This is a genomic window from Halomonas sp. (assembly GCF_033549285.1).
Taxonomy (GTDB): domain Bacteria; phylum Pseudomonadota; class Gammaproteobacteria; order Pseudomonadales; family Halomonadaceae; genus Halomonas.
In genome coordinates this window covers 18,284-45,022 of sequence record NZ_JAWSUJ010000025.1, presented here as the reverse complement: position 1 = coordinate 45,022, position 26,739 = coordinate 18,284, and the positions used below count along the sequence as shown (strand labels likewise).

Annotated in this window: 22 protein-coding genes; 8 read left to right on the top strand and 14 right to left on the bottom strand. The window is 66.8% G+C overall.

Features of this window, described 5'->3' with window-relative positions; translation table 11 throughout:
- Window positions 1–247 precede the first annotated feature (247 nt).
- The 6 genes from prpD to SCI24_RS07775 form a co-directional block, all read right to left on the bottom strand.
- Window positions 248–1,729 carry a 2-methylcitrate dehydratase gene (prpD, locus tag SCI24_RS07800; protein WP_318724856.1) on the bottom strand — a complete coding sequence of 494 codons (1,482 nt, stop codon included), beginning with the start codon at window positions 1,727–1,729 and terminating at the stop codon, window positions 248–250.
- Window positions 1,730–1,852: 123 nt separating this feature from the next.
- Window positions 1,853–3,031 (bottom strand): 2-methylaconitate cis-trans isomerase PrpF, encoded by a 1,179-nt coding sequence (gene prpF, locus SCI24_RS07795; protein ID WP_318724855.1) that lies wholly within the window; start codon window positions 3,029–3,031, stop codon window positions 1,853–1,855.
- Complete coding sequence (gene acnD / locus SCI24_RS07790; protein WP_318724854.1) at window positions 3,028–5,652, bottom strand: Fe/S-dependent 2-methylisocitrate dehydratase AcnD; 2,625 nt, start codon at window positions 5,650–5,652, stop codon at window positions 3,028–3,030. The genes prpF and acnD overlap by 4 nt, the downstream gene beginning before the upstream one ends.
- An 84-nt stretch (window positions 5,653–5,736) precedes the next feature.
- On the bottom strand, window positions 5,737–6,864 hold the full coding sequence (gene prpC, locus SCI24_RS07785) for a 2-methylcitrate synthase (protein ID WP_318724853.1): 1,128 nt from the start codon (window positions 6,862–6,864) through the stop codon (window positions 5,737–5,739).
- Window positions 6,865–6,915: 51 nt separating this feature from the next.
- Window positions 6,916–7,806, bottom strand: a complete 891-nt coding sequence (gene prpB, locus SCI24_RS07780) for a methylisocitrate lyase (protein WP_318724852.1) — start codon at window positions 7,804–7,806, stop codon at window positions 6,916–6,918.
- Between the two features lie 31 nt (window positions 7,807–7,837).
- The gene (locus SCI24_RS07775; RefSeq protein ID WP_318724851.1) at window positions 7,838–8,551 is read right to left on the bottom strand and encodes a GntR family transcriptional regulator; all 714 of its coding nucleotides are present in this window, start codon (window positions 8,549–8,551) and stop codon (window positions 7,838–7,840) included.
- A gap of 239 nt (window positions 8,552–8,790) precedes the next feature.
- Here SCI24_RS07775 and pabB point away from each other — a divergent pair, with 239 nt between their 5' ends.
- Together pabB and SCI24_RS07765 are read left to right on the top strand one after the other, a co-directional pair.
- Window positions 8,791–10,182 (top strand): aminodeoxychorismate synthase component I, encoded by a 1,392-nt coding sequence (gene pabB, locus SCI24_RS07770; protein WP_318724850.1) that lies wholly within the window; start codon window positions 8,791–8,793, stop codon window positions 10,180–10,182.
- A 93-nt stretch (window positions 10,183–10,275) separates the two neighbouring features.
- Complete coding sequence (locus tag SCI24_RS07765) at window positions 10,276–10,896, top strand: phosphoadenosine phosphosulfate reductase family protein (protein ID WP_318724849.1); 621 nt, start codon at window positions 10,276–10,278, stop codon at window positions 10,894–10,896.
- 77 nt (window positions 10,897–10,973) lie between these two features.
- Here the strand turns inward: SCI24_RS07765 and cysB are convergent, their stop codons facing one another.
- Window positions 10,974–11,945 (bottom strand): HTH-type transcriptional regulator CysB, encoded by a 972-nt coding sequence (cysB, locus tag SCI24_RS07760; RefSeq protein WP_318724848.1) that lies wholly within the window; start codon window positions 11,943–11,945, stop codon window positions 10,974–10,976.
- A gap of 233 nt (window positions 11,946–12,178) precedes the next feature.
- Between cysB and trxA the strand changes: the two genes are divergently transcribed.
- Window positions 12,179–12,502, top strand: a complete 324-nt coding sequence (gene trxA, locus SCI24_RS07755; protein ID WP_318724847.1) for a thioredoxin — start codon at window positions 12,179–12,181, stop codon at window positions 12,500–12,502.
- Between the two features lie 64 nt (window positions 12,503–12,566).
- Here the strand turns inward: trxA and SCI24_RS07750 are convergent, their stop codons facing one another.
- On the bottom strand, window positions 12,567–13,661 hold the full coding sequence (locus SCI24_RS07750) for an AI-2E family transporter (RefSeq protein ID WP_318724846.1): 1,095 nt from the start codon (window positions 13,659–13,661) through the stop codon (window positions 12,567–12,569).
- A 125-nt stretch (window positions 13,662–13,786) separates the two neighbouring features.
- On the opposite strand from SCI24_RS07750, the gene SCI24_RS07745 reads away from it, so the two are divergent.
- On the top strand, window positions 13,787–14,569 hold the full coding sequence (locus SCI24_RS07745) for an SIMPL domain-containing protein (RefSeq protein ID WP_318724845.1): 783 nt from the start codon (window positions 13,787–13,789) through the stop codon (window positions 14,567–14,569).
- Window positions 14,570–14,577: 8 nt separating this feature from the next.
- Here SCI24_RS07745 and serS read toward each other — a convergent pair whose 3' ends face one another.
- Complete coding sequence (gene serS / locus SCI24_RS07740) at window positions 14,578–15,855, bottom strand: serine--tRNA ligase (RefSeq protein ID WP_318724844.1); 1,278 nt, start codon at window positions 15,853–15,855, stop codon at window positions 14,578–14,580.
- A gap of 215 nt (window positions 15,856–16,070) precedes the next feature.
- Here serS and SCI24_RS07735 point away from each other — a divergent pair, with 215 nt between their 5' ends.
- The 4 genes from SCI24_RS07735 (at window position 16,071) to SCI24_RS07720 (ending at window position 21,634) form a co-directional block, all read left to right on the top strand.
- Entirely contained in the window at window positions 16,071–19,250 is a 3,180-nt protein-coding gene (locus SCI24_RS07735; RefSeq protein ID WP_318724843.1) for an FAD-binding and (Fe-S)-binding domain-containing protein, read from the top strand.
- 70 nt (window positions 19,251–19,320) lie between these two features.
- The gene (locus SCI24_RS07730; RefSeq protein WP_318724842.1) at window positions 19,321–19,521 is read left to right on the top strand and encodes a DUF2905 domain-containing protein; all 201 of its coding nucleotides are present in this window, start codon (window positions 19,321–19,323) and stop codon (window positions 19,519–19,521) included.
- A gap of 422 nt (window positions 19,522–19,943) precedes the next feature.
- Complete coding sequence (locus SCI24_RS07725; protein WP_318724841.1) at window positions 19,944–21,227, top strand: PQQ-dependent sugar dehydrogenase; 1,284 nt, start codon at window positions 19,944–19,946, stop codon at window positions 21,225–21,227.
- 89 nt (window positions 21,228–21,316) lie between these two features.
- Complete coding sequence (locus SCI24_RS07720) at window positions 21,317–21,634, top strand: c-type cytochrome (protein WP_318724840.1); 318 nt, start codon at window positions 21,317–21,319, stop codon at window positions 21,632–21,634.
- A gap of 190 nt (window positions 21,635–21,824) precedes the next feature.
- Here SCI24_RS07720 and trpC read toward each other — a convergent pair whose 3' ends face one another.
- The 5 genes from trpC to SCI24_RS07695 form a co-directional block, all read right to left on the bottom strand.
- Window positions 21,825–22,631 carry an indole-3-glycerol phosphate synthase TrpC gene (gene trpC, locus SCI24_RS07715; protein WP_318724839.1) on the bottom strand — a complete coding sequence of 269 codons (807 nt, stop codon included), beginning with the start codon at window positions 22,629–22,631 and terminating at the stop codon, window positions 21,825–21,827.
- Window positions 22,632–22,639: 8 nt separating this feature from the next.
- Window positions 22,640–23,659: an anthranilate phosphoribosyltransferase gene (gene trpD, locus SCI24_RS07710; protein ID WP_318724838.1), complete on the bottom strand. Its 1,020-nt coding sequence runs from the start codon at window positions 23,657–23,659 to the stop codon at window positions 22,640–22,642.
- A gap of 30 nt (window positions 23,660–23,689) precedes the next feature.
- Window positions 23,690–24,274, bottom strand: a complete 585-nt coding sequence (locus SCI24_RS07705) for an aminodeoxychorismate/anthranilate synthase component II (RefSeq protein ID WP_318724837.1) — start codon at window positions 24,272–24,274, stop codon at window positions 23,690–23,692.
- Between the two features lie 52 nt (window positions 24,275–24,326).
- The gene (gene trpE / locus SCI24_RS07700; protein WP_318724858.1) at window positions 24,327–25,814 is read right to left on the bottom strand and encodes an anthranilate synthase component I; all 1,488 of its coding nucleotides are present in this window, start codon (window positions 25,812–25,814) and stop codon (window positions 24,327–24,329) included.
- Window positions 25,815–26,066: 252 nt separating this feature from the next.
- Entirely contained in the window at window positions 26,067–26,732 is a 666-nt protein-coding gene (locus SCI24_RS07695; RefSeq protein WP_318724836.1) for a phosphoglycolate phosphatase, read from the bottom strand.
- Window positions 26,733–26,739 lie beyond the last annotated feature (7 nt).

Genomic DNA, 26,739 nt, shown 5'->3' with positions numbered 1-26,739 from the left:
AATGGAAACAAGCACTTCTACCACTCTCCACCGCCTGCAACGTATGCCCGTCGCCGGCAGCGGATGCGTACTTTACGATCTGAAGCCGGAACACGCAACCCCTGTGCGTCAGAAAAATATAGACCAGCATTCCTCGGCGCGCCATACCGCTCGACGGCTTGTTTCCCACGGCCCCTGGGCACGTGCCCAGGGACAATGAAACCCTGGCAGCGCGGCTACCGGATATCGCGACGGGACACGCGGAAACTCAGATCACGAAGAGGTCGACGAATCGGTTCACCGGGGTTCGTTCCAGGCGCGCCTGCTCTTCGCACAGCGCCATGATCTTCTCGCAGCGCCCTGCGGGGAAGCGGGTCGCCAGGTTGCGCCGGAACTTGTCGACCAGCAGCGGTATCCCCTCCGCCCGACGGCGACGATGGCCCACCGGGTATTCGACCTCGACCTTCTCCGTGGCACTGCCGTCCTTGAAGAAGACCTGGATGGCATTGGCGATGGAGCGCTTCTCGGGGTCGTAGTAGTCCCGCGAGTAGGCCTCGTCCTCGACCACCTCCATCTTGCTGCGCAACTCATCGATGCGCGGGTTTGCCTCGTGGAACTCGTCCTCGTAGTGCTCGGCGGTCAGGCTACCGAAGATCAGCGGCACGGCGGTCATGTACTGCAGGCAATGATCGCGATCCGCCGGATTGGCCAGGTTGCCCTCCTTGGAGATGATGCGTATCGCCGAGTCGTGGGTGGTCAACTCGATGCGGTCGATCTCGTCCAGACGATCCTTGACTTGGGGGTGCAGGGTGACGGCGGCCTCGCAGGCTGTCTGGGCATGGAACTCGGCCGGGAAGGAGATCTTGAAGAGGATGTTCTCCATCACATAGCTGCCAAACTCGCGCTGGAAGGAGAACGTGCGCTGCGCTTCCGGCTTCAGGGCCAGATCCCGGTTGGTATGGCTGAAGAGGATATCGTAGAACCCCCACTGCGGGGCGGAGAGCACCCCGGGGATGCCCATCTCGCCGCGCATGGCGATATCGGCCAGGCGCACCGCCCTCGAGGTAGCGTCACCCGCCGCCCAGCTCTTGCGAGAGCCGGCATTGGGGGCATGACGGTAGGTCCGCAGGCTCTGGCCATCGACCCAGGCATGGGAAAGCGCCGAGAGCAGCTGCTCGCGATCGGCGCCCATCAACTTGGCCACCACCGCGGTCGAGGCCACCTTGACCAGCACCACGTGATCCAGACCCACGCGGTTGAAGGAGTTGTCCAGCGCCAGCACGCCCTGGATCTCGTGGGCCATGACCATGGCTTCCAGCACCGCGCGCATGGTCAGTGGCGACTCCCCCTGGGCCAGGCGCTTCTGGGAGAGGTGGTCGGCGATCGCCAGGATTCCCCCCAGGTTGTCGGAGGGGTGACCCCACTCGGCGGCGAGCCAGGTATCGTTGTAGTCGAGCCAGCGGATGATGGCCCCGATGTCCCAGGCCGCCTTGACGGGATCCAGCCGGAACGAGGTCCCCGGCACCCGGGCGCCATGGGGTACCACGGTGCCCTCGACCAGCGGCCCGAGGTGTTTGGTGCACTCCGGGAAACGCAGCGCCAGCAGGCCGCAGCCCAGGGTGTCCATCAGGCAGTGGCGGGCGGTGTCCAGCGCCTCGCCGCTCTCGATCTCGAAGCCGAGGACATAGTCGGCGATCTTCTGCAGCTCGACGTCATAGTCTGGCCGCACGTTGGCTTCCACGGTACTCATGAACTTCTCCTGTCACCTTGTCGAGCAAACGCCCTTGATGCGTGACCCTCACTATAGAAGACGCCCCGGGTCCTGGGACCCGGGGCGTCTTTATCTTTCAGCAGGCCCCTGAGCAGGCAGGCCCTAGAAACTGTCGCCGGGGACTCGGACCCAACCCTCCATCAGCACCCGGGCGCTGCGGCTCATCACCGCCTCGTCGATCACCCAGCGGCCATCCACCAGGCTCGCCTCGGCGCCGACCCGCAGGGTGCCGGAGGGGTGGCCGAAGGTCACCGCATTACGCTTGTCGCCACCGGCGGCCAGGTTGACCAGGGTGCCCTCGATGGCCGCCGCCGAGGCGATGGCCACCGCCGCGGTGCCCATCATGGCGTGGTGCAGCTTGCCCATGGAGAGCGCCCTCACCAGCAGGTCGACCTCCCCGGCCTTGACCTGCTTGCCGCTGGAGGCGAGGTAGTCGGCCGGCGGCGCCACGAAGGCCACCTTGGGGGTATGCTGGCGGGCCGCGGCCTCGCTGACGTCGGCGATCAGCCCCATCTTCACCGCCCCGTGGGCGCGGATGGTCTCGAACATCTCCAGCGCCTTGGCATCGCCGTTGATCGCCTCCTGCAGCTCGGTGCCGGTATAGCCGAGTTCGGTGGCATTCAGGAAGACGGTGGGAATGCCGGCGTTGATCAGGGTCGCCTTGAGGGTGCCCACGCCCGGCACTTCCAGGTCATCCAACAGCTTGCCGGTGGGGAAGATGGCGCCCTCGCCGTCCGCCGGGTCCTTGAAGGCCACCGGCACCTCGGCGGCCGGGAAGGTCACCCCGTCCAGCTCGAAGTCGCCGGTCTCCTGCACCTCGCCGTCGCTGATCGGCACCCGGGAGACGATGGTCTTGCCGATGTTGGCCTGCCAGATGCGCACCTCGGCCTCGCCGTTCTGCGGGATACGCGACGAGTCCACCAGGCCGTTGCTGATCGCGAAGGGCCCCACCGCCGCGGAGAGGTTGCCGCAGTTGCCGCTCCAGTCGACGAAGGCCTTGTCGATGGAGACCTGGCCGAAGAGGTAATCCACGTCGTGGTCGGGACTCTCGCTCCGGCTCAGGATCACCGTCTTGCTGGTGCTGGAGGTGGCGCCCCCCATGCCGTCGATCTGTTTCTGGTAGGGGTCGGGACTGCCGATCACCCGCATCAGCAGGCGATCCCGGGCCTCGCCCGGCTCCTGCGCAGCCTCGGGCAGGTCGCTCAGCTTGAAGAACACACCCTTGCTGGTCCCGCCACGCATATAGGTGGCGGGAATCCTGATCTGGGGTTTCTGGCTCATGCGCTCGCCACCTCCTCACTCCCCACACCTTCCAGGAAGTCCTTGGCGAAGCGCTGCAGCACGCCGCCGGCGGAGTAGACCGTCACTTCCTCGGCAGTATCCAGGCGGCAGGTCACCGGCACGCGGTCGACCTCGCCGGTCTTGCGGTGGATCACGAGCTCCAGGGTCGCGCCCGGCGCCGGCTTGCCCTCGACGTCGTAGGTCTCGGTGCCGTCGAGCTGCAGGGTGTGGCGGGTGGTGCCTTCCTTGAACTGCAGCGGCATCACGCCCATGCCGATCAGGTTGGTGCGGTGGATACGCTCGAAGCCCTCGGCGACGATCGCCTCGACCCCGGCCAGCGCCACGCCCTTGGCCGCCCAGTCACGGGAGGAGCCCTGGCCGTAGTCGGCGCCGGCGATAACGATCAGCGGCTGCTTGCGTTCCATGTAGGTCTCGATGGCCTCCCACATGCGGGTCACCTGGCCCTCCGGCTCGATACGCGCCAGCGAGCCCTGCCGAACGTCACCGTTCTCGTCCCGCACCATCTCGTTGAAGAGCTTGGGGTTGGCGAGTGTTGCCCGCAGGGCGGTGAGGTGGTCGCCGCGATGGGTGGCGTAGGAATTGAAGTCCTCCTCCGGCAGGCCCATCTTGTGCAGGTACTCCCCCGCCGCGCTGTCCATCATGATGGCGTTCGACGGCGACAGGTGGTCGGTGGTGATGTTGTCCGGCAGGATCGCCAGCGGCCGCATGCCCTTGAGCGCACGTACGGCCGCCATGTTGCCCTCCCAGTAGGGTGGGCGGCGGATGTAGGTGCTCTGCGGGCGCCAGTCGTAGAGCGGGCTCTCGGCCTTCTCCGCGGCATCCAGGTCGAACATCGGGATATAGACCTGCTTGAACTGCTCGGGCTTTACGAACTCGCCGACGATGGCATCGATCTCCTCGTCGGAGGGCCACAGGTCCTTGAGGGTCACCGGGTTGCCGTCGTGATCGGTACCCAGCACGTCCTTCTCGATGTCGAAGCGCACGGTACCCGCGATGGCGTAGGCCACCACCAGCGCAGGCGAGGCCAGGAAGGCCTGCTTGGCATAGGGGTGGATGCGGCCGTCGAAGTTGCGGTTGCCGGAGAGCACGGCGGTGGCATAGAGGTCGCGGTCGATGATCTCCTGCTGGATCTTCGGATCCAGGGCGCCGGACATGCCGTTGCAGGTGGTGCAGGCGTAGGCGACGATGCCGAAGCCGAGCTTCTCCAGTTCCGACAAGAGGCCGGCCTCCTCCAGGTAGAGCCGCGCGACCTTCGATCCCGGCGCGAACGACGACTTCACCCAGGGCTTGCGCGTCAGGCCCAGTTCATTGGCCTTCTTGGCCAGCAGGGCGGCGCCCACCACGTTGCGCGGGTTGGAGGTGTTGGTGCAGCTGGTGATGGCGGCGATGATCACCGCGCCATCGGGCATATGACCCGCCTTCTCCTCCGCCTGGGCCTTGTCGTAGTCCACGGCGATGCCGCGCTCGTGCAGCGCGCTGGTGGGCAAGCGACGATGCGGGTTGGAGGGGCCCGCCAGGTTGCGCTCCACGCTGGAAAGGTCGAAGGTCAGCACCCGCTCGTACTGGGCCTGCGTCAGGCTGTCGGCCCACAGGCCGGTCTGCCTGGCGTAGGTCTCGACCAGTTCCACCTGCTCCGGCTCGCGACCGGTGAGGGTGAGATAGTCGATGGTCTGCTCGTCGATATAGAACATCGCCGCCGAGGCGCCATACTCCGGGGTCATGTTGGAGATGGTGGCGCGGTCGCCGATGGTCAGGCTCTTGGCCCCCTCGCCGAAGAACTCCAGGTAGGCGCCGACCACGCGCTCGCGGCGCAAAAACTCGGTGATCGCCAGCACGATATCGGTGGCGGTGATCCCGGGCTTGGGCTTGTCGGTCAGCTCCACGCCGACGATATCGGGCAGGCGCATCATGGAGGGGCGGCCCAGCATCACCGTCTCGGCCTCGAGGCCGCCGACGCCGATGGCGATCACGCCCAGGCAGTCGATGTGCGGGGTATGGCTGTCGGTGCCCACGCAGGTGTCGGGGAAGGCGACACCGTCGCGCGCCTGCACCACCGGCGACATCTTCTCCAGGTTGATCTGGTGCATGATGCCGTTGCCGGCGGGGATCACGTCGACGTTCTCGAAGGCGGTCTTGGTCCACTCGATGAAGTGGAAGCGATCCTCGTTGCGACGATCCTCGATGGCGCGGTTCTTGTCGAAGGCGTCCGCCTCGAAGCCGGCATGCTCCACGGCCAGGGAGTGGTCGACGATCAGCTGGGTCGGCACCACCGGGTTGACCTTGGCGGGGTCGCCACCCTGCTCGGCGATGGCGTCGCGCAGGCCGGCCAGGTCGACGAGTGCCGTCTGGCCGAGGATGTCGTGGCACACCACGCGGGCCGGGTACCAGGGGAAGTCCAGGTCGCGGCGGCGCTCGACCAGCTGCTTGAGGGAGTCGGTGAGCATCTCCGGCTCGCAGCGGCGCACCAGCTGCTCGGCCAGCACCCGCGAGGTGTAGGGAAGGGTGTCATAGGCACCGGGCTGGATCGCCTCGACGGCCGCACGCACGTCGAAGTAGTCCAGCTCGGTGCCGGGAAGCGGTTTACGGTAGTCGGTATTCATGGCGTGAGGGATCTCTTGCAGGCGTCGGGGCGAAGGGGAAGAAGGCCGGACGACCTGGAGGGGTCGCCCGGCGGCGGAGATCGATCAGTCGCGCTGCTCGATCGGCACCCACTCGCTCTTCTCCGGACCGACGTAGTCGGCGCTGGGGCGAATGATGCGGTTGTTGGCGCGCTGCTCGAAGACATGGGCGCACCAGCCGGTGACCCGCGAGCAGACGAAGATCGGGGTGAACAGCTTGGTGGGAATGTCCATGAAGTGGTAGGCGCTGGCGTGGAAGAAGTCGGCGTTGCAGAACAGCTTCTTCTCGCGCCACATCACTTCCTCGACGCGCTCGGAAACCGGGTAGAGCACGCTGTCGCCCACGTCCTCGGACAACTTCCTGGACCAGTGCTTGATGATGGCGTTGCGCGGGTCGGACTCGCGATAGATCGCATGACCGAAGCCCATGATCTTGTCCTTGCGCTCGAGCATGCCCATGATCTCGCGCTCGGCCTCCTCCGGCGACTGCCAGTCCTCGATCATCGCCATGGCCGCCTCGTTGGCACCACCATGCAGCGGGCCGCGCAGCGAGCCGATGGCGCCGGTCACGCAGGAGTGCATGTCGGAGAGGGTCGAGGCACAGACCCGGGCGGTGAAGGTCGAGGCGTTGAACTCGTGCTCGGCATAGAGGATCAGCGAGACGTTCATCACCCGGGCATGGAGCTCGGAGGCCGGCTCGTCGCGCAGCAGGTGCAGGAAGTGCCCGCCCACCGACTCGTCATCGGTCTCGGTCTCGATGCGCACGCCATCGTGGCTGAAGCGATACCAGTAGCAGATGATCGACGGCAGCACGGCCAGCAGGCGGTCGGAGACGTACTGCTGCTCGTCGAAGCTCTCCTCGGTTTCCAGGTTGCCCAGCATGGAGGCGCCGGTGCGCATCACGTCCATGGGATGGGCGTCCTTGGGGATCTGCTCGAGGACGGTCTTGAGCGCGTCAGGCAGCCCGCGCAGGCCCTTGAGCTTGGTGATGTAGGCATCGAGCTCGGCCTGGTTGGGCAGCTTGCCCTTGAGCAGCAGGTAGGCCACCTCCTCGAACTTGGCTTTCTCGGCCAGCTCCTTGACGTCGAAGCCGCGATAGGTGAGGCCCGAGCCGGTCTTGCCGACGGTGCACAGGGCCGTGGTCCCGGCGCTCTGACCGCGCAGGCCGCTGCTGCTGACGGGTTTGTCTGCCATGTGGTGTCTCCTTGTGAGTCGATTCTTGTCGGAATTGACGGTCCGGCGGCGTTACGCCTCGCCGCCCTTCTCCGCGAACAGCGCATCGAGCTTGCGCTCGAAGTCGTGGTAGTTGAGGAAGTCGTAGAGTTCGTCGCGGGTCTGCATGAGGTCGACCACGTCCTTCTGGTGGCCCTTGTCGTGGATGCTCTGGTAGACCTTGAGCGCCGCCGCATTCATGGCGCGGAAGGCGGAGAGCGGGTAGAGCACCATGCGGCAGCCCACCTCGCCCAGTTCCTGCTGGGTGAACAGCGGGGTGGCGCCGAACTCGGTGATGTTGGCCAGGATCGGCGCATCGACGCGCTCGCAGAAGGCGCGATAGTCGTCGAGGGTGTGCACCGCCTCGGCGAAGATGGCATCGGCGCCGGCCTCGATGCAGGCGTTGGCCCGCTCGATGGCGGCATCCAGGCCGTCCTTCTGGAAGGCATCGGTGCGCGCGATCAGGTAGAAGTCCGGATCGAGGCGCGCATCCGCGGCGGCCTTGACGCGGTCGACCATCTCCTCCTGGGAGACGATCGCCTTGTTGGGACGATGGCCACAGCGCTTCTGGGCCACCTGGTCCTCGAGGTGCACGGCGGCCACGCCGGCGCGCTGCATCTCCTTGACGGTGCGGGCGATGTTGAAGGCGCCACCCCAGCCGGTGTCGATGTCCACCAGCAGCGGCACTTCGGTGGCGCCGCAGATGCGGTGGGCATCCTCGACCACGTCGTTCATGGTGGTCATGCCGAGGTCCGGCAGGCCGAAGGAGGCGTTGGCCACGCCGCCACCGGAGAGGTAGATGGCCTGGTGGCCCACCCGCTCGGCCATCATGGCGGTGTAGGCATTGATGGTGCCGACGATGGGCAGCGGGCGATGGGCCTCGAGGGCGGCGCGGAAACGTGCACCGGGGGTCTGCTGGGTCATGCTGGATCTCCTCATGTTGTCCGGGTCGGCCTCAGGTGGTCGCCTCGGCTTCCTGCTTGAGAGTGGCGGCGTAGCGGTCGGCTACATTCGCTCGGGATGCGCTGACGTGGCGGCGCATCAGCAGCTCGGCCAGCTCCGCGTCGCCGGCCTCGATGGCGTCGACGATGCGGTGGTGTTCGACGAAGGCGCGCTGGGGGCGGGTACCGCTGGCGCTGAACTGGGTGCGGTAGAGCCTCACCAGGTAGTAGAGGTCATCGCAGAGCATGCCCATCAGCATCCTGTTGTGGCTGCCCTGGACGATACGGAAGTGGAAGTCCAGGTCACCCTCGCGCTGGAAGTAGGCCTCGCCCTTCTTGAGGTCGGCCTGGCGCTCGTGCATGGCCAGCACCTCACGCAGCCCGGCGATTTCGCCGGCGGTCATGTGCTCGGCGGCGAGCCGTGCCGCCATGCTCTCCAGCGCCTCGCGCACGTCGAAGAGCTCGAGCAGCTCCTTCATGGAGAGCTTGACCACCCGGGCCCCGACATGGGGCACCCGCTCGATCAGGCGGTGCGCTTCCAGGCGGCGCATGGCCTCCCTGAGCGGCCCGCGAGAGATCCCGTAGTCCCGGGACAGTCCCGGCTCGGTGATCTTGCTGCCCGGCGCCAGCTCTCCCCTGACGATGGCATCCTGCAGCTGCTGGAAGACCCGTTCCGCCAGGGTGCGGACTTCGGGGTTGGTGACCTGTTCCGGTGCGGCTGAGTTCATGGAAATTGTCGACAATCGAGTGATGGAAGAACTTTAGACACTGCCTCCCCCGGGGTCAACAGGACGACTGGACGGAATTGCTTAACCTTTGGTTGTAGATAACCCGCGACCCGCCACCGGCAGTGTCGACAATGGCCGCACCCGGGAACGGGGCGCCTGCGTTGACCGGGACGCTGGCGGGAGGGACAAGCCGGCTCTCGAGGCCTAGAATGGGGCGCCTGTTCCGGGAAGACGCCGCGATGACGCCACCGATCGAGATCACCCCCCTGCCCTACCGCGAGGATCCGCTGGGCTACTTCGCGGCCCTGCGCCACAGGCCCGGTGCCGTGCTGCTCGACAGCGGTCGCCCGACGGCGCCGGGTGGCCGCTACGACATCCTCAGCTGCGACCCCCTCGCGCTGCTCGAGGTCGATGCCGCCGGGAACGTGCGGGGTGAACCCGCCCTGGCGGGTCTCCCCCCCTTCGCCGCCCAGCAGGCACTTCTCGACCGGCTGCCTGGCGAGGTGCCGGACAGCGAACTGCCGTTTCTCGGCGGGCTGATCGGCTACTGGAGCTACGACCTCGGGCAGCGCCTCGAGCCGGTGGCCGGAAAGGCCCGGCAGGCGGTCACGCTGCCGGCGAGCCGGGTCGGCCTCTATGACTGGGCGCTGATCCAGGACCACGACGGCCGGCAGAGCTGGCTGGTGGGCAGTGCCTTGCGGCGCCACCAGGTGCTCGGGTGGCTGGAGGCGCTGGCGCCTCCGGCGGCGGGCTTCCGCCTTACCGCCCCCTTCGCCGCCGAGCTCAGCCGCGACGACTACCTGGCACGCTTTGCCGTCGTGCAGGAGTACATCCGCGCCGGCGACTGCTACCAGATCAACCTGGCCCAGCGCTTCAGCGCTCCCTTCGAGGGTGACCTCTGGGCGGCCTACCGCAGCCTGCGCGACGCCACGCCCACCCCCTTCGCCGGCTACCTGGCCTGGGACGACAAGGCGATCCTCTCGCTCTCCCCGGAACGCTTCCTGCGCTGCCAAGAAGGCCGGGTCGAGACCCGCCCCATCAAGGGCACGCGGCCACGCGGCGCGACCCCCGATGAGGACCGGCGGCTGGCCGGGGAGCTGGCCGAGAGCCTCAAGGACCGGGCCGAGAACGTGATGATCACCGACCTGCTCCGCAATGACCTGGGGCGGGTGTGCCGACCCGGCAGCGTTCGGGTACCCCAGCTCTGCGGCCTGGAGAGCTACGCCAACGTGCACCACCTGGTGAGCGTGATCGTCGGCGAACTGGAAACAGGCCAGCGACCCATGGACCTGCTGTCCGCCGCCTTCCCCGGCGGCTCCATCACCGGCGCCCCCAAGGTGCGGGCCATGCAGATCATCGACGAGCTGGAGCCCAGCCGTCGCAGCGCCTACTGCGGCAGCCTCGGCTACGTGGACGTTCGCGGCCAGATGGATACCTCCATCGCCATTCGCAGCGTGGTGGCCGACGGCGGCGAACTGCACCTGTGGGGCGGAGGCGGCCTGGTCGCCGACTCCCTTGGCGAGGACGAGTACACCGAGACCCTGGACAAGATCCGCCACCTGATGAAGGCCCTGTTGGCAGCCAGCCCTGATTCATTATGGAATAAGAAGACGACACACTTACTTCGATAAGGAATAGATATCCAATGAATCGGTATTGGGGAAGGCCTCGCGGGCTCTGCTAGGGTAGCCCGAGACCCAAGACCACCTGCCCGGGAGCCCCTCATGGAGCCGCAACTCGACGTCATCAACCGGGAACTCGGCAACGACCCCGAGGCCCTGATCCGCTGGGCGCTGGATCAGGGGCAGAAGCCGATCTGCACGACCAACTTCCGCCCCTTCGAGGCCGTGATCCTGCACATGGTGACGCGCCAGCAGCCGGATATCCCGATCGTGTGGATGGACAGTGGCTACAACACCGAGGCCACCTACCGCTTCGCCGATGAGCTGATCCGGCGCCTGGACCTCAACCTGGTGAGCTACCTGCCGCGGCGCAGCCGGGCGCATCGCGAGGCGCTGGAGGGCCCCGCACCCGGGATCGAGGATCCGCGTCACGCCGCCTTCACCCAGGAAGTGAAGCTCGAACCCTTCGAGCGCGCCCTGCGCGAGATGGCACCGGATGTCTGGTTCACCGCGCTGCGCGCCGAGGACACCCCCGAGCGAGCCCGCATGGCACCGGTGAGCCGCAACGCCGATGGCCTCTTGAAGGTCTCCCCCCTGCTGCACTGGACGGCCCGAGACCTCTACCAATACCTGCAGGAGCACGACCTGCCCAACAACTTCGACTACTTCGACCCCACCAAGGTCGAGGAGAAGCGCGAGTGCGGCCTGCACCTGCAGCATTGATGCTCAGCGGATGACGTCGCGGACGAGACCGCCCGCGACAGGCAGGGACGGGAAAGCGTTCTCGAGGAGAGCCGCCCTCAGCGCGAGGGCAGCGCAATCTCCTTGAAGAGCGCCTCCTCGTGACGGGGGCCGGCGGCAAGGGCCGCATCGACCAGGTCACGCGTCAGGTGGCCGGCAAAGCCTTCCAGGAAGTCATACATGTAGCCACGCATGAAGGTGCCGCGGCGGATCCCGATCTTGGTGGTGGAACTCGCGAAGAGGTGGCCGGCCTCCACCGCCACCAGGTCGGTATCGTGCTCGGCATCCACGGCCATATGGGCGACGATGCCCACCCCCATCCCCAGCCGCACGTAGGTCTTGATGACATCGGCATCGGCCGCGGTGAGCACCACGTTGGGCGTCAGCCCCTTGGCGCGGAAGGCATCGTCGAGCTGGGAGCGCCCGGTGAAGCCGAACACATAGGTGACCAGCGGGTAGTCCGCCAGGGCCTCCAGCGACAGGCTCTCCATCTCGGCCAGCGGGTGTCCCTGGGGCACCAGCACGCAGCGGTTCCAGCGATAGCAGGGCAGCAGCACCAGGTCATTGAAGAGCTCGAGGGACTCGGTGGCGATGGCGAAGTCCGCCTGGCCATCGCTGACCATCTGGGCGATCTGCTTGGGCGTGCCCTGCTGCATGTGCAGGGCCACGTCGGGATACTTCTGGGTGAAGTCGCGTATCACCGGCGGTAGCGCATAGCGCGCCTGGGTATGGGTAGTGGCGATCGCCAGGCTGCCGCGACGCTCGTCGCTGTGCTCCTGGGCGACCTCCTTGATGTTCTCGGCAAGCCTCAGCACCTGGCCGGCCAGTTCGATGATCGCCTGCCCCGCGGGTGTCACGCGGGTCAGGTGCTTGCCGCTGCGGGCGAAGATCTCGACACCGAGCTCGTCCTCGAGCAGGCGGATCTGCTTGGAGATGCCGGGCTGGGAGGTGAAGAGACTCTGGGCAGTGGCCGAGACGTTGAGGTTGTGGCGCGACACCTCCCAGATGTAGCGCAGCTGCTGTAGCTTCATGGCCGCCCTCCCTCGCGTGTCACCGGGCCTTCAAAATACCCGCAAGACATAACAAAATTATCCATGATCACTTTATAGCATAACCTGACCGGGCAGGTGCAACCGCTTTCCTGCCCCCTGACACAGGGCGGGGATTTGCCAGCACTTCGGTCGACCGCTAACATCGTCCGACCGGGCATGCCCTGCATGTCACCCCATCCGCTCGATGCAGCGCAACGAAACTGGAGAATCACATGGCCAACAACGTCGATGTCACCAATGCCAACTTCGAGCAGGAAGTCCTCAAGGCCGACACGCCGGTCCTGCTGAAGTTCTGGGCCCCCTGGTGTGGTCCCTGCAAGGTGATGGCACCGGTGGTCGACGAGGTCGCCGAGGAGCGCAACGGCAACCTCAAGGTCGTCAGCATCAACGTGGACGATGCCCCCGAAATCGCCGCCGAGCAGGGCGTGCGCGGCGTGCCGACCGTGATGCTGTTCAAGTCCGGCACCAAGATCGCCTCCCTGGTCGGCGCCCAGTCGAAGTCACAGCTGAGCCAGTTCATCGACCAGAACGCCTGATCCGCGACGCTCGCACCTCCCCGTCGCCCCGGCCATGGCCGGGGCGACGTCGTTTTGCCCCCCCCTATTCCTCGTCACGCTCCGAGATCGGGCGGTCGGCCCTCTCGACCGGCGCCCCGTCCGCGGGCCCCAGCAAGTGGGCGATCCAGCGGGTCTCGGGATGGCTGTCCAGGGCGATCTTCAGGGTCATGGTCAGCACCACCGAGAGCAGCATCCCCACCGCCCCGAAGATCCAGCCCCACACCACCAGCGACAGGAAGGCCACGAAGGTCGAGAGCCCCAGCGCCCGCCCCATCACTCTGGGCTCGATGATATTACCCATCACGAAGTTGACCCCCAGGTAGGCCGCGGCGAGCATCAGGGCGTCGAACACGCCGCCCTCCGGCGAGACCAGCAGCAGCATGACCGGCGGCACCGCCGCGATGGCCGAACCGATGTTGGGAATATAGTTCAGGGCAAAGGCCAGCACCGCCCACAGCAGCGGAAACTCCACCCCCAGCAGCTTGCAGGCCACCCAGATCAACGCGCCGGTCGCCAGGCTGATCAGCGTCTTCACGGCCAGGTAGCGCTTGAGGGTCTGACTGAACTCGTTGAAGCGGCGCAGGCTCGGGGCGGGGTTCTCCAGGGCACGCGAGACCTTGTCGCGGAAGTTGAGGGTCTCGAACAGCAGGAACATCACCAGCAGGGCCACCACGATGCTCTGCATCATCAGGTTGCCCACCTCGCCGAGCACCGTCGGGATCCAGTTGCCGAACTGCTCGGCATCCAGCAGTTCGGCCAGCCGATTGGTATCGATGGCAAGCCCCAGGCCGGCCAGGCCGTCGAGCAGCCCGAGGTAGTACTGGTAGAGCTTCTGCTCGATGCCCGGCAAGGCATCGATAAAGGTGCCGAAGCTGTTGACCAGCAGCAGGCCGAGCAGGGAGAGGAAGCCGCCGATCACCACCAGCGTCAGCCACACGGCCAGCCGCGTGCTCAACCCGAGACGCTGCAGCCACTGCACGGGCGCGGTGCAGACGACCGCAATGAACAGCGCCAGCAGCAGCGGCACCAGCAGGCTGGACCCCGCCCGCATGCCCGCGATGATCACCACCAGGGCGGCCAGTGCCAGGGTCAGGTTGAGGGGGATGGTGCTCTGCTTACCGTCTTGGGGATGGGGCATGCCCGGACTCGCGACCGTGAAAGATCCATTCATGATGCCGGGGCAGACGGCAATTGCAAAGGACGGGAACCTTCCCCGGCCCGCGTTCTCGAAGCCAGTGCCCGCCATGCGACAAGGAGAAAGCCATGCCGATTACCCGCCCCTTCCGCCCGCTGCTCGTGCCGGCCCTGGCCGCGCTGATGGTCGCGGCCTCGCTGCCGATGCTCTCCCACGCCCACGCCGAAGAGACGCCGCGGCGCCTGGAGGTCCAGGCCGAGGCCGAACTTCAGGTGGTGCCGGACCGCGCCACGCTCAGCGCTCGCCTCTGGGAACGCACGCCGGCCATCGCCCGGCACGAGGCGAGCGCGAACGACCCGGATGCCCTGCGCGAGGCCCGCGACCGACTGGAAGCCCGTGCCGCCGGGCTGATTCGCGCCCTGGAGGAGGCGGGCCTTGCGCGCGAGGCGATCCGCGCCGGCTCCCTGAACGTGCAACCCGAGCACCTGCCGGGCGAGCGGTACGAGGAAGGCGAGCGCGAGACCCTGGTGCGCACCCGCCTCGAGCGCCCGATTCGTCTCCAGCTCGATGACCTCGAGCAGCTCCCGGGCCTGCTCGATGCCCTGACCGAGGCCGGCGTGGATGCCCTGGACGGCGTGAGCTACGACCTGGCCGACCGCGACGCCGCGACCGACGAGGCACTGGTCAAGGCGCTGGAGAAGGCCCGCCACAAGGCCACCCTGATGGCCGAGACCCTGGGCATCGACCTGGGTGAGGTGATCGCCGTGAGCGAGACCCGCTCGCCGATCTTCCAGCCTCGGACGATGGCCATGAGTGCCGATGCTCGGGAGAGCCTGCCCCAGGCCGAGTACCGTCCCGGCACCATCACCATCGAGGCAGGCGTCAGCGTCAGCTGGAAGATCGCGCAGTAGCGCCGGGCTCAGGCGTTAATGGTGTCGACCCCGCCCATGTACGGGCGCAGCGCCTCGGGGACGCCGATCGAGCCATCGGGGCGCTGGTGGTTCTCCATTACCGCCAGCAGGCAGCGCCCCACCGCCAGGCCGGAGCCATTGAGGGTGTGCAGCAGCTGCGGCTTCTTCTCCTCGGGGTGGCGGAAGCGCGCCTGCATGCGCCGCGCCTGGAAATCCTCGCAGTTGGAGACCGAGGAGATCTCACGGTAGGTCTCCTGGCTGGGCAGCCACACCTCCAGGTCGTAGGTCTTGGCCGCCCCGAAGCCCATGTCGCCGGTACAGAGCGTCACCACGCGATAGGGCAGCTCCAGCGCCTGAAGGATCGCCTCGGCGTGACCGCGCATCTCCTCGAGGGCCTCGTAGCTGGTGGCCGGGTCGACCAGCTGCACCATCTCGACCTTGTCGAACTGGTGCTGACGGATCATGCCCCGGGTATCGCGACCGTGGGAGCCCGCCTCACTGCGAAAGCAGGGCGTGTGGGCGGTGAGCTTCATCGGCAGCGCCCGGTGGTCGAGGATCTCGTCACGGGCGAAGTTGGTCAGCGGCACCTCGGCGGTGGGGATCAGGTGGTAGCCGCGCTCGTCGTCCAGACGAAACAGGTCCTCGCCGAACTTCGGCAGCTGGCCGGTGCCATGGAGCGACGCCTCGTTGACCATGTAGGGGACGTAGCACTCCTCGTAGCCATGCTCGAGGGTCTGCTTGTCGAGCATGAACTGCGTCAGCGCCCGATGCAGTCGCGCGATGGGGCCACGCATCACCGCGAAGCGGGACCCGGTCAGCTTGGCCGCCAGCTCGAAGTCCAGGTGGCCCTTGAGCGCGCCCAGGTCGACGTGGTCGCGCACCTTGTAGTCGAACTCGCGCGGCGTCCCCCAGCGGTGGAGCTCGACGTTCTCCTCCTCGCTGTCACCCACCGGCACGCTCTCGTGGGGCAGGTTGGGCAGGCCGCTGACCACCTCGTCCCACTCGGCCTGCACCCTAGCCAGGCTGGCCTTGGCGGAGTCCAGCTCATTGCCCAGGTTGGAGACCTCGTCGAGCAGCGGCTGGATGTCCTCGCCCTGGGCCTTGGCCTTGCCGATCGCCTTGGAGCGGGTGTTGCGTTCGGCCTGCAGGGACTCGGTCCTGGCCTGCAGCTCGCGCCGCCGGGACTCCAGCGCCTCGAGACGGTCGGTGTCGAGGACGAAGCCCCGCTTGGCCAGTCGTTGGGCGACCGCATCGAGGTCGCTGCGCAGCAGTTTGGGGTCGAGCATGGCATCCAGTCCGTTGCAGTCGTGACGTGGGAGATCGCCAGGGCCGGGCGCGCCGGCAATGGCCTCGGTCAACAGGGCGACCATTGTAGGCAAAAGGCCACAGCGGTGCCACGCGTCGCCGCCAGCCTCGCGGCGCGCTCGCCCGGGGCAGGATGCGCGGCACCGCCCTCTCGCGGTAAAGTAGCGCCACTCTCTCCTCCCCAGACAAGAGCGCCATGATCGCACGATTGGATACCGCCGACTCGCGCCGCATCGAGGGCCTCGCCGCCCCCTACCTGCGCTTCCTGGACGCCCTGCGCGATGCGGGTTTCGAGGGCGAGATCGCCCCGGACTATGCCGCCCGCACGGTGCTGGCCACCGACAACTCCATCTACCAGCGCCTGCCCCAGGCCGTGCTCTACCCCAGGCACGGCGCCGACCTCGAGCGCATCGCCCGGCTGGCCGGCCGTGACGAGCACCGCCAGGTGGCGCTCACCCCGCGCGGCGGCGGCACCGGCACCAACGGCCAGTCGCTCACCGACGGCCTGGTGGTGGATGTCTCGCGGCACATGAACGCGATCCTCGAGATCGACGTGGAGAAGCGCCGGGTGCGGGTCCAGGGCGGGGTGGTCAAGGACCAGCTCAATGCGGCGCTGAGGCCCCATGGGCTCTTCTTCGCCCCGGACCTCTCCACCTCCAACCGCGCCACCATCGGCGGCATGATCGCAACCGACGCCAGCGGCCAGGGCAGCTGCGAGTACGGTAAGACCCGCGACCATGTGCTCGAGCTCGAGACCCTGCTGCTGGGCGGCGAGCGGCTCACCAGCCGCCCGCTGGAGGACACCGAGCTCGGGCGCCAGTGCGAGCGCCAGGACGTTACCGGCCGCGCCTACCGCACCGCCCGGGAGATCATCGACACCCAGGGCGAGCTGATCGCCGAGAAGTTCCCGCCGCTCAACCGCTGCCTGACCGGCTACGACCTGGCGCACCTGCGCGACGCCGAGGGCCGCCTCGACATCAACAGCCTGCTGTGCGGCTCGGAGGGGTCGTTGGGCCTGCTCGACGAGGCGGTGCTCAACGTGCTGCCGATCCCCAGGCACTCGACCCTGGTCAACGTGCGCTATGCCGGCTTCATGGAGGCGCTGCGCGACGCCAAGGCGTTGATGGCAAGCAGTAACTCTTCACAAGCCCAGCCGCAGGCGCTACGCCCCACCTCCATCGAGACGGTGGACGACACCGTGCTGATGCTGGCCATGGAGGACTTCGTCTGGGACAGCGTGGCGGAATTCTTTCCCTCGGGCGAAACGCCGGTGCGCGGCATCAACCTCGTGGAGTTCAACGACGACGACCCCGACCGGCTGGCCGAGCGCGTCGACGCCTTCTGTCGCCACCTGGAAGCCGATGCGAGCGTGCCTCGCCTGGGCTATACGCTGGCCGAGGGGCGCGAGCAGATCCAGAAGGTCTACGGGATGCGCAAGCGCGCCGTGGGCCTGCTGGGCAATGCCAAGGGCGAGAAGCGCCCGATCCCCTTCGTCGAGGACACCGCCGTCCCGCCGGAGCACCTGGCCGACTACATCGCCGAGTTCCGTGCCGCCCTGGACGCCCGGGGCCTGGCCTACGGCATGTTCGGCCACGTCGATGCCGGGGTGCTGCACGTGCGGCCGGCCATCGACATGAAGGACCCGGCCCAGGAGCGGCTGATCCGCGAGGTCTCCGACGAGGTGGCCGAGCTGACCCACAAGTACCACGGCCTGCTGTGGGGCGAGCACGGCAAGGGCGTGCGCTCGGAATATGCCCCACGGTTCTTCGGCGAGCTCTATCCCAGCCTGCAGCGGGTCAAGGCGGCCTTCGACCCCCACAACCAGCTCAATCCCGGCAAGATCGCCTCGCCGCTCTCTATCCCGCCCGATGCCGCGGGTAAGGCCTCACAAACCAGCGCCTCTGATCAAGGGGAAACGGTCAAGTGGGTCGATCCCAATCTGCTGACCATCGATGGTGTCCCCACCCGCGGCCAGTTCGACCGCCAGATCGACGAGCGGGTCTGGCAGGCCCACGCGGCCACGGTCTACTGCAACGGCAACGGCGCCTGCTACAACTATGACCCCGATGACGCCATGTGCCCCTCCTGGAAGGCTACCCGCGACCGCATCCACTCGCCCAAGGGGCGCGCCAGCCTGATCCGCGAGTGGCTGCGGCTGCAGGGCGAGGCCGGCGTCGACCTGGTCGAGGAGTCGAGAAAGAAGAAGGCCGAGGGCGTATGGGGGTTCGTCAGGGACTTCCCGCTGAGGCTGCGGAATACTCTGGCCAGGCGGCGCGGCGAGAAGGATTTCTCCCACGAGGTGTATGACGCCATGGCGGGGTGTCTCGCCTGCAAGTCCTGCGCCGGCCAGTGCCCGGTGAAGGTCAATGTCCCCGACTCCCGCTCGCGCTTCCTGGAGGTCTACCACGGCCGCTACCTGCGCCCGCCGCGCGACTACCTGGTGGGCGGCATGGAGTTCCTGGTGCCGACGCTGGCCCGGGTGGCACCGCTCTACAATGCCGCCCTGGGCAATCGCCTGGTCGACCGGCTGCTGGTCGGCCCGCTCGGCCTGGTGGACAGCCCGAAGCTCTCCCGCGCGAGCCTCAAGAAGCAGCTCGCCGCCTGGGGCGTGGCAGAGGCCACCCCGATGTCGCTCGGCCTGCTCACCGAGGCGCAGAAGGCCCGCAGCGTGGTGCTCGTCCAGGACGCCTTCACCAGCCACTTCGAGGCCAGGCTGGTGATGGACATCGTCGAGCTGCTCTCGCGTCTGGACGTGCGGGTCTTCGTCGCGCCCTACTCGCCCAACGGCAAGCCGCTCGATGTCCAGGGCTTCCTGGGCGCCTTCGAACGCACCGCCGAGAAGCAGGCCAGACGCCTCAGGACCCTGGCGGATTTCGGCGTGCCGCTGGTGGGGATCGACCCGGCCATGACCCTGACCTATCGCCAGGAGTACGTGAGGGCGCTGGGACCGGACGCCGTGCCCGAGGTGCTGATGCTGCAGGAGTGGCTGGTGACCCAGGCCGTCCGGCTGGCGCCCCCTGGCCTGAACCTCGACGACCCGGGCTACCGGCTGCTCTCCCACTGCACCGAGAAGACCAACGCCCCGGGCAGCCCCAGGGCATGGCAGCAGGTCTTCGCCGCCTTCGGCCTGGAGCTCGAGCTGGTCAGTACCGGCTGCTGCGGCATGTCGGGTACCTACGGCCATGAGGCGCGCAACCGCGAGACCTCCCGGACCATCTACGCCCAGTCGTGGCAGCCGGTGGTCGAGGAAGAGGCCAGCGCCGGCCGGCTGCTGGCCTCCGGCTACTCCTGCCGCAGCCAGGTGAAGCGGTTCTCGGACCAGGACTTGCCTCACCCGTTGCAGGCCCTGCTGGCGGCGCTCAGGCAGGAGCGTTAGCCACCCCTCGCCCGCCGGCCGAGCCGGTGGGCCTCCCACCTTGCGTGCGTCGTGACAGGAGGCCAGAGGCATGAACCGCACCCTGATCCTCGTCGGACTGCTGATCGTCGCCATCGGGCTGCTCTGGCCCTGGCTGTCCAGGCTGCCCCTCGGTCACCTCCCGGGCGACATCGTGATCCGGCGCGAGAACGTCTCGTTCTTCTTCCCGATCACCACCATGATCCTGGCGAGCCTGGTGGTCTCGGCGCTGCTCTGGCTGCTCAATCGATAGCGAAAATCTATCATATCCTCCTGCGACAAGCTTCTAGGATGGGGTGAGGCACTCCCATTACAACAAGATCACCACAAGGATCCTTCCATGCCCCTGCCTCCTTCAAACGCCTCACCCTCGCGATTTCCGCCACCGGCCTGGTCCACGCCGACAATAACTCCTTCGGAAGACTCTCCTACGCCCCCCCCTCCGCGGGACGCACCTTCTTCACCGGTCTGGAGCTGAGCTTCTGAGCTCCTGTTCAATGCCAGGTACACAAGAACTCGCCCCAGGTCGATGAAGCGCCACAGGTGGCTTATTTGGGCCACCAAGGCAGTCTGCTCAACTCGGAAAAACGTTGACCGAACGTAATGCTGACTTATTCTGAAACGGCAGGCCACAGCATGCAGTCAGCAACTCCAAACAAGAAAGGAGAAATCACGATGTCTCCAGGACTCAAGAAACCGTCGGCCTACGCAGCCATGACCGCCGCCATGATTGTCGGCTTGCCGGCCACGGCGATTTCAAGCAACCATACCCCTACTCTGAGCCATAGAACGGTGTTGTCCGGTCTGGACAATCCATGGGACATGGCCTTCCTGCCTGACGGCACCATGTTCTTCACCGAGAAATGCCGCGGCATGTCAGTTCGGCTCCCCAATGGGGACGTCAATCACCTGCTGGGGATGAAAGATTCCGAAGGCTACGCCACGACCGAGAACGATCTCGTCTGTCAGGGTCAAGCCGGGATGAACGGAGTGGCCGTCGATCCCGACTTCGATGAAAACCGCTTCGTATATGTCTACTCGGCATCCGAGATGTTAGAGCCTCGCACTAATCGCGTTCTCCGCTTGACAGTGAACAGTGACTTCGATGAGCTAGCGGATCGCACCGATATTGTCGATGACATTCCGTACAAACCCGCCGAGACTGATCACCCGTTCGGCGATGCCGGCGCCCACAACGGCGGTCGTATCCGCTTCAGCCCGGACGACGGCTACCTCTACGTCACCACCGGCGACAACCACAACAGTGAAATACCACAATCAGCCACGCTTCTCGGTGGCAAGGTGCTGCGCATAGACCGGGATGGCAACGCCGCGGAGGACAATGCTCCTCCTGCAGGGTTCGATTCCCGGATCTATACCTACGGTCACCGGAACGTCCAGGGCCTGACCTTTCACCCCGAGACATTACAGCCGATCGTGACAGAGCATGGCCCTTGGCATTCTGACGAGGTCAATGCCCTGGTCAATGGCGGGAATAGCGGTTGGGACCCTCGCCCGAACATGGCAGGGCGTGGCGATTGCCCCGACAACTACTGCGGCTATGAGCCTAACCAGATGGAGGGGATGAACCCGAAGGAACGCGCCGCCTACATGCCATTGACAGACACTAATGTCTACCCCAATGCCATGGTACCCGCCTGGCAGAACAATGGCCTTTCCCAAGGCATCAGCGGCACCGACTTCTTGACCGGTGACCAGTGGGGTGCCTGGAACGGTCGTCTGGCCATCGGCTTCATGGGTATCGGTTTCGGAGGCACCGGGGTGGGTCAACGCATCAACCTGATCGACCTCCATGAAAGCGGTGAAGCCGTCACCGATGTGTCAGAAATGCATCTTCCCATGGGACCGGCCCGCTTCCGGTCGCTCGTCCAGGGTCCGGACGGGGATCTCTATACGGCCGTAGACGAGGGTGAAATCTACCGTATCAGCCCTGAATAACTCCCTACACGCCTCAATATTCTCAACCAAAAACGCACTGCCTCAGGGCAGTGCGGTTCCAGTCGAAAGCTCACCGGAAAGATAACATCATGAAGCTAGCGCTATTGCTTGCAGCTACCACTACTCTGACAACCGGCCTCGCAAGTGCCGAGGAGCCAGACAAGTCTGCCGGAGAATCATTGTTCTCAACTTCTTGTGCCCAGTGCCATGGTCCCAGTGGAAAAGGCATGGCGAGCTTTCCATCGCTTACCGGCAGAGATTCGGATTACATCTCTTCCCGTCTCATGCAGTACCGTGACGGTAAAAAGGTGGGGGCCAATTCAGGGTTGATGATTCCGAATGCTGCAGGACTTTCCGATGATGATATTGCCAATCTCGCGGCTTACATCTCAAGCGAATTTCAGTGATCGCCCCACCCCATACCGAACCCCGGAAACACATAGCGCAAACTAACGATGCAAGCTGGTTCCCGACGGTTCCATACGCGTGGACCCGGACTCTCCCGCCTTCTGAGCCGATGGCACTGCCCGAACCAAAACGGGCAGCCCGAAGGCTGCCCGATGTCGCTTGCGCAGGAAGATCAGAAGAAGAGAAGGATCAGAAGAACAGCCGCCGCAGGGCCTGGCCGGGGTCGGCCTCGCGCATGAAGGCCTCGCCCACCAGGAAGGCATTGACATCATGCTCGCGCATGCGCAGCACGTCATCGCGGGTATGGATGCCGGACTCGGTGACCACGCTGATGCCGGCGGGAATCCGCGGCAGCAGCTCCAGGGTAGTCTCGAGCCGGGTGTCGAAGGTGTGCAGGTCGCGGTTGTTGATGCCCACCAGGGCGAGGTCGAGCTTGAGGGCCCGGTCGAGCTCCAGGGCATCGTGTACCTCCACCAGCACGTCCATGCCCAGCGCCACGGCCTGGCGATGCAGGTCCGCCATCCGCGCATCGTCCAGGGCGGCGACGATCAGCAGGATGCAGTCGGCGCCGAGGGCGCGTGCCTCGCTGACCTGGTAGCCGTGGGTGATGAAGTCCTTGCGGATCACCGGCAGGTCGCAGGCCTCGCGCGCCTCGATCAGGTAGTCCTCGTGGCCCTGGAAGAAGTCGGCATCGGTGAGCACCGAGAGGCAGGCCGCTCCGCCCTCGGCATAGCTCGCGGCGATCTCGCCGGGGCGAAAGTCCTCGCGGATCACTCCCTTCGAGGGCGAGGCCTTCTTGATCTCGGCGATCACCGCCGGATCGCCGGCCTGGATGGCGCGGTCGAGGGCGGCGACGAAGCCCCGCGGCGCGGACTGCTCGGCGCCCAGGCGCAGCAGCTCCTGCTCGGAGACGACCCGGCGGCGCTCGGCGACCTCCTCCTCCTTGCGGGACAGGATGCGCTCGAGGATGGTGGGCAGGGGACGGGATTCGGTCATGTCGGGCCTCACTGGGTGAAGACGCGGGTGAAGTTGGCGAGCTCCCGGAGCTTCTCGAGGGGCAGCCTGGAGGCCTGGGCGTCCTGCGCCATGGCCACGCCCTCGGCGAGGCTGTCGGCCACGCCCGAGGCATAGAGCGCCGCCCCGGCGTTGAGGGCGACGATGTCCGCCGCCGGCCCCTCGCCCACCAGGGCCTGCTCGACCAGCCGCAGGCTGTCCTCGGCGGTCTTCACCCGCAGCGGGTCCAGGGACTGGCGGGCGATGCCGAAGTCCTCGGGGGCGATGGTGTACTCGCGGATCTCGCCCTCCTTGAGCTCGGCGACCAGCGTCGGCTGCGCCAGCGAGATCTCGTCGAGGCCGTCCTCGGCATGCACCACCAGCACGTGCTCGCTGCCCAGGCGCCGGAGCACCTCGGCCATCAGGGGCACCAGCTCGGGGGCATAGACCCCCAACACCTGGTTGGGGGCGCCGGCGGGGTTGGTCAGCGGCCCCAGGATGTTGAACAGGGTGCGTACCCCCATCTCGCGACGCGGGCCCACGGCATAGCGCATCGCCGGGTGATGGTTGGGGGCGAACATGAAGCCTACCCCCACCTGCTCGATGCAGCGACCCACCTGATCGGCATCCAGGTTCAGGTTGATGCCCGCCACGGCGAAGAGGTCGGCACTGCCCGACGACGAGGAGACCCCACGGTTGCCGTGCTTGGCGACATGGGCCCCACCCGCCGCCACCACGAAGCTCGCCGCGGTGGAGACGTTGAAGAGGTTGGCGCCATCGCCGCCGGTGCCGACGATGTCGACCACATTGTCGGCCTGCAGCCGGACCGGGTTCATCAGTTCGCGCATCACCTGGGCCGCGGCACTGATCTCCTCGGCGGTCTCGCCCTTCATGGCCATGCCTACCAGGAAGGCGGCGATCTGGGGGTCGCTGGCCTCGCCGGTCATGATCTGGCGCATCACCTCATGGGTCTCGGCGAAATTCAGGTTCTCACGGCGCATCACCGCTCCGATGGCCTCTCGCATCTGCATGACGTTGCTCTCCTCTGGCATGGGCACGGCTCAGCGACGTTTCAGGAAGTTGGCCAAAAGCTCATGGCCCTGGCGGGTCAGGATCGACTCGGGATGGAACTGCACGCCCTCGACATCCAGCTCACGGTGGCGAAGCCCCATGATCAGCCCCGGGGTGACGTCATCGTCGTCGCACCAGGCGGTGACCTCGAGGCAGTCGGGCAGGCCCTCGCGTGCCACCACCAGCGAATGGTAACGCGTCACCTCCAGCGGGTCCTCGAGGCCCTCGAAGACCCCCTGGCCGAGGTGGCGGATCCGCGAGGTCTTGCCATGCATCACCTGGGGCGCGCGGACCACCTTGCCGCCATAGACCTGGCCAATGGCCTGGTGTCCCAGGCAGATGCCCAGCACGGGGATACGCCCGGCGAAGCGGCGGATGGCCGCCATGGAGATGCCGGCCTCATCGGGTGTGCAGGGCCCCGGCGAGATCACCAGGTGGCTCGGGGCCAGGGCCTCGATCTCCTCCAGGGTCATGGCGTCGTTACGGTGGGTCACCACCTCGGCGCCCAGCTCCCCCAGATACTGCACCACGTTGTAGGTGAAGCTGTCATAGTTGTCGATCATCAGCACGGACATGGCAGGCTCTCCGGCACTCGCCCGGCCAGCGCCGGACGACAGGAATCAGGGGTCACTCGAGGTTGTCCAGGCCACGCTCGGCCATGGCCACGGCACGGAACAGGGCGCGGCCCTTGTTGAGCGTCTCCTGCCACTCCATCTCGGGCACCGAGTCGGCAACGATGCCCGCGCCGGCCTGGATGTGCAGCTGACCATCCTTGATCACCGCCGTGCGGATGGCGATGGCGGTGTCCATGTTGCCGTGCCAGGAGAGGTAGCCCACCGCGCCGGAGTAGACGCCGCGCTTGACCGGCTCCACCTCGTCGATGATCTCGAGTGCCCGGATCTTGGGCGCGCCGGACACCGTGCCCGCCGGGAAGGTGGCGCGCAGCACGTCCATCGCGGAGAGGCCCGGCTTCAAGCGTCCCACGACGTTGGAGACGATGTGCATCACGTGGGAATAGCGCTCGACCACCATCCGGTCGGTCACCCTTACCGAGCCGGTCTCGCTGATACGGCCCACGTCGTTGCGCCCCAGGTCGATCAGCATCAGGTGCTCGGCGAGCTCCTTGGGATCGGCCAGCAGGTCGGCCTCCAGGGCGCGGTCCTCCTCCTCGCTGTGGCCGCGCTTGCGGGTGCCGGCGATGGGCCGCACCGTCACCTCCCCGTCCTCCAGCCGCGTGAGGATCTCCGGCGAGGAGCCCGCCACCTGATGATCGCCCAGGTTCAGGTAGAACATGTAGGGCGAGGGATTGAGGCTGCGCAGGGCCCGGTAGAGGTCCAGCGGCGGCGCCTGGTAGGGAATCGACATGCGCTGGGACGGGACGCACTGCATGACGTCGCCGGCCAGCACGTACTCCTTGATCTTCTCCACGGCCGCCTTGAAGCCCTCCTCGGTGAAGCCCGAGGTGAAGTGCCCCTCCTCCACCGCCGCGCGACCTGTGCCGGGACTGATGGTATTGAGGGTGGCACTGCGCAGGCGGATCTCCAGGCGTTCAAGCCGGTCCAGGGCGCGGGCGTAGGCCTCCGGCTCGGCGGGGTCGGCATGCGTCCAGAGCGCCAGGCGCCCGGAGAGGTTGTCGAACACCACCAGGTCGTTGCAGACCATCAGCAGGATATCCGGCACGCCGATGGGGTCGGGCTTTTCGACGCCCCGCAGGCGCGGCTCGATGTAGCGGATGGTGTCATAGCCGAAATACCCCACCAGGCCACCGTCGAAGCGCGGCTGGTCATCGAGGCGCGGCACCTTGAAGCGCGCCTGGAACTGCTCGATCCAGGCCAGCGGATCCTCCACCTCGCCGGCGCCCTGGAGCTCGTCATCGACGATATGGCTGACGGTGAAGCCTCGGACCTCGAGGCGCTCGCGGCAGGGCAGCCCGATGATCGAGTAGCGCCCCCACTTCTCGCCGCCCTGCACGGACTCCAGCAGGAAGGTCCAGGGCTCGTCGGCCAGCTTGAGGTAGGTGGAGAGCGGCGTGTCGAGATCGGCCAGCACCTCGCGGGTGACCGGAATGCGGTTGTAGCCGGCGTCGGCCAGCTCGCGGAAGCGTTCGGGAGTCATCATGCCCGGGTCCTCGTGTGACAGGTTGGCGATGGCGAGCGCAGGGGCGCCGCGGGTCAGGCTCGCGAGGCGAGCGTCACCATCGCCAGCCGCCGCGGGCAGGCGAACGGGGCAGGCATCGTGCGGCGGCCATGACGCCGCCGGCGGTCGAGAGGGGGTCCGGCTTCATGCGGCTGATCATCAAGGGGTTTCCGCGTCTTATAGCAATAACATATTGATTGGGCCGCGCTTATAGCATTAGCCGAACTCACGTTAAACGAGTTCCGCCAGCGATTCAACCACGCCATCCGGGGCGCTGTCGCGCACCGGCTCCCCATGATTGTAGCCGTAGGGCACGGCCAGGGTACGGAACCCCGCGGCGCGTCCGGCCTCGATGTCATGGCGCGAGTCACCGACCATCAGGCAGGCCGCGGGCGGGACGTCGAAGTGGGCCGCCACATGTCGCAGCGGGGCCGGGTCGGGCTTCTTCGTCGCCAGGCTGTCGCCTCCCAGGCAGAGGCCGAAGTGTGCCCGCAGGCCGAAGGCCTCGAGGATCGGTGCGATGAAGGCACCGGGCTTGTTGGTCACCAGTGCCAGGGGCAGCCCCCGGTCGCGCAGGGCGTCCAGCGCCACCCGCACCCCGGGATAGAGCCGGGTATGGGCGCTGGGGTCGCGACCGTAGTGGTCGAGGAAGCCCTGGTGGGCCCGGGCCAGCAGGGCCGCATCGGGGTCCCGCCCCAGGGCGTCGCGCAGGGCGCGCTCCATCAGTCTGAGCGAGCCGTTGCCCACCCAGTCGCGGACCCGGGCCTCGCCGCGTGGTGCCAGGTCGAGAGCCTCAAGGGCGGCGTCCACCGCCGCGGCCAGGTCGGGCACGGAGTCGACCAGGGTGCCGTCCAGGTCGAAGGCCACCAGGCGGATGTCGTTCAGTATGGGATGCATGATGCCT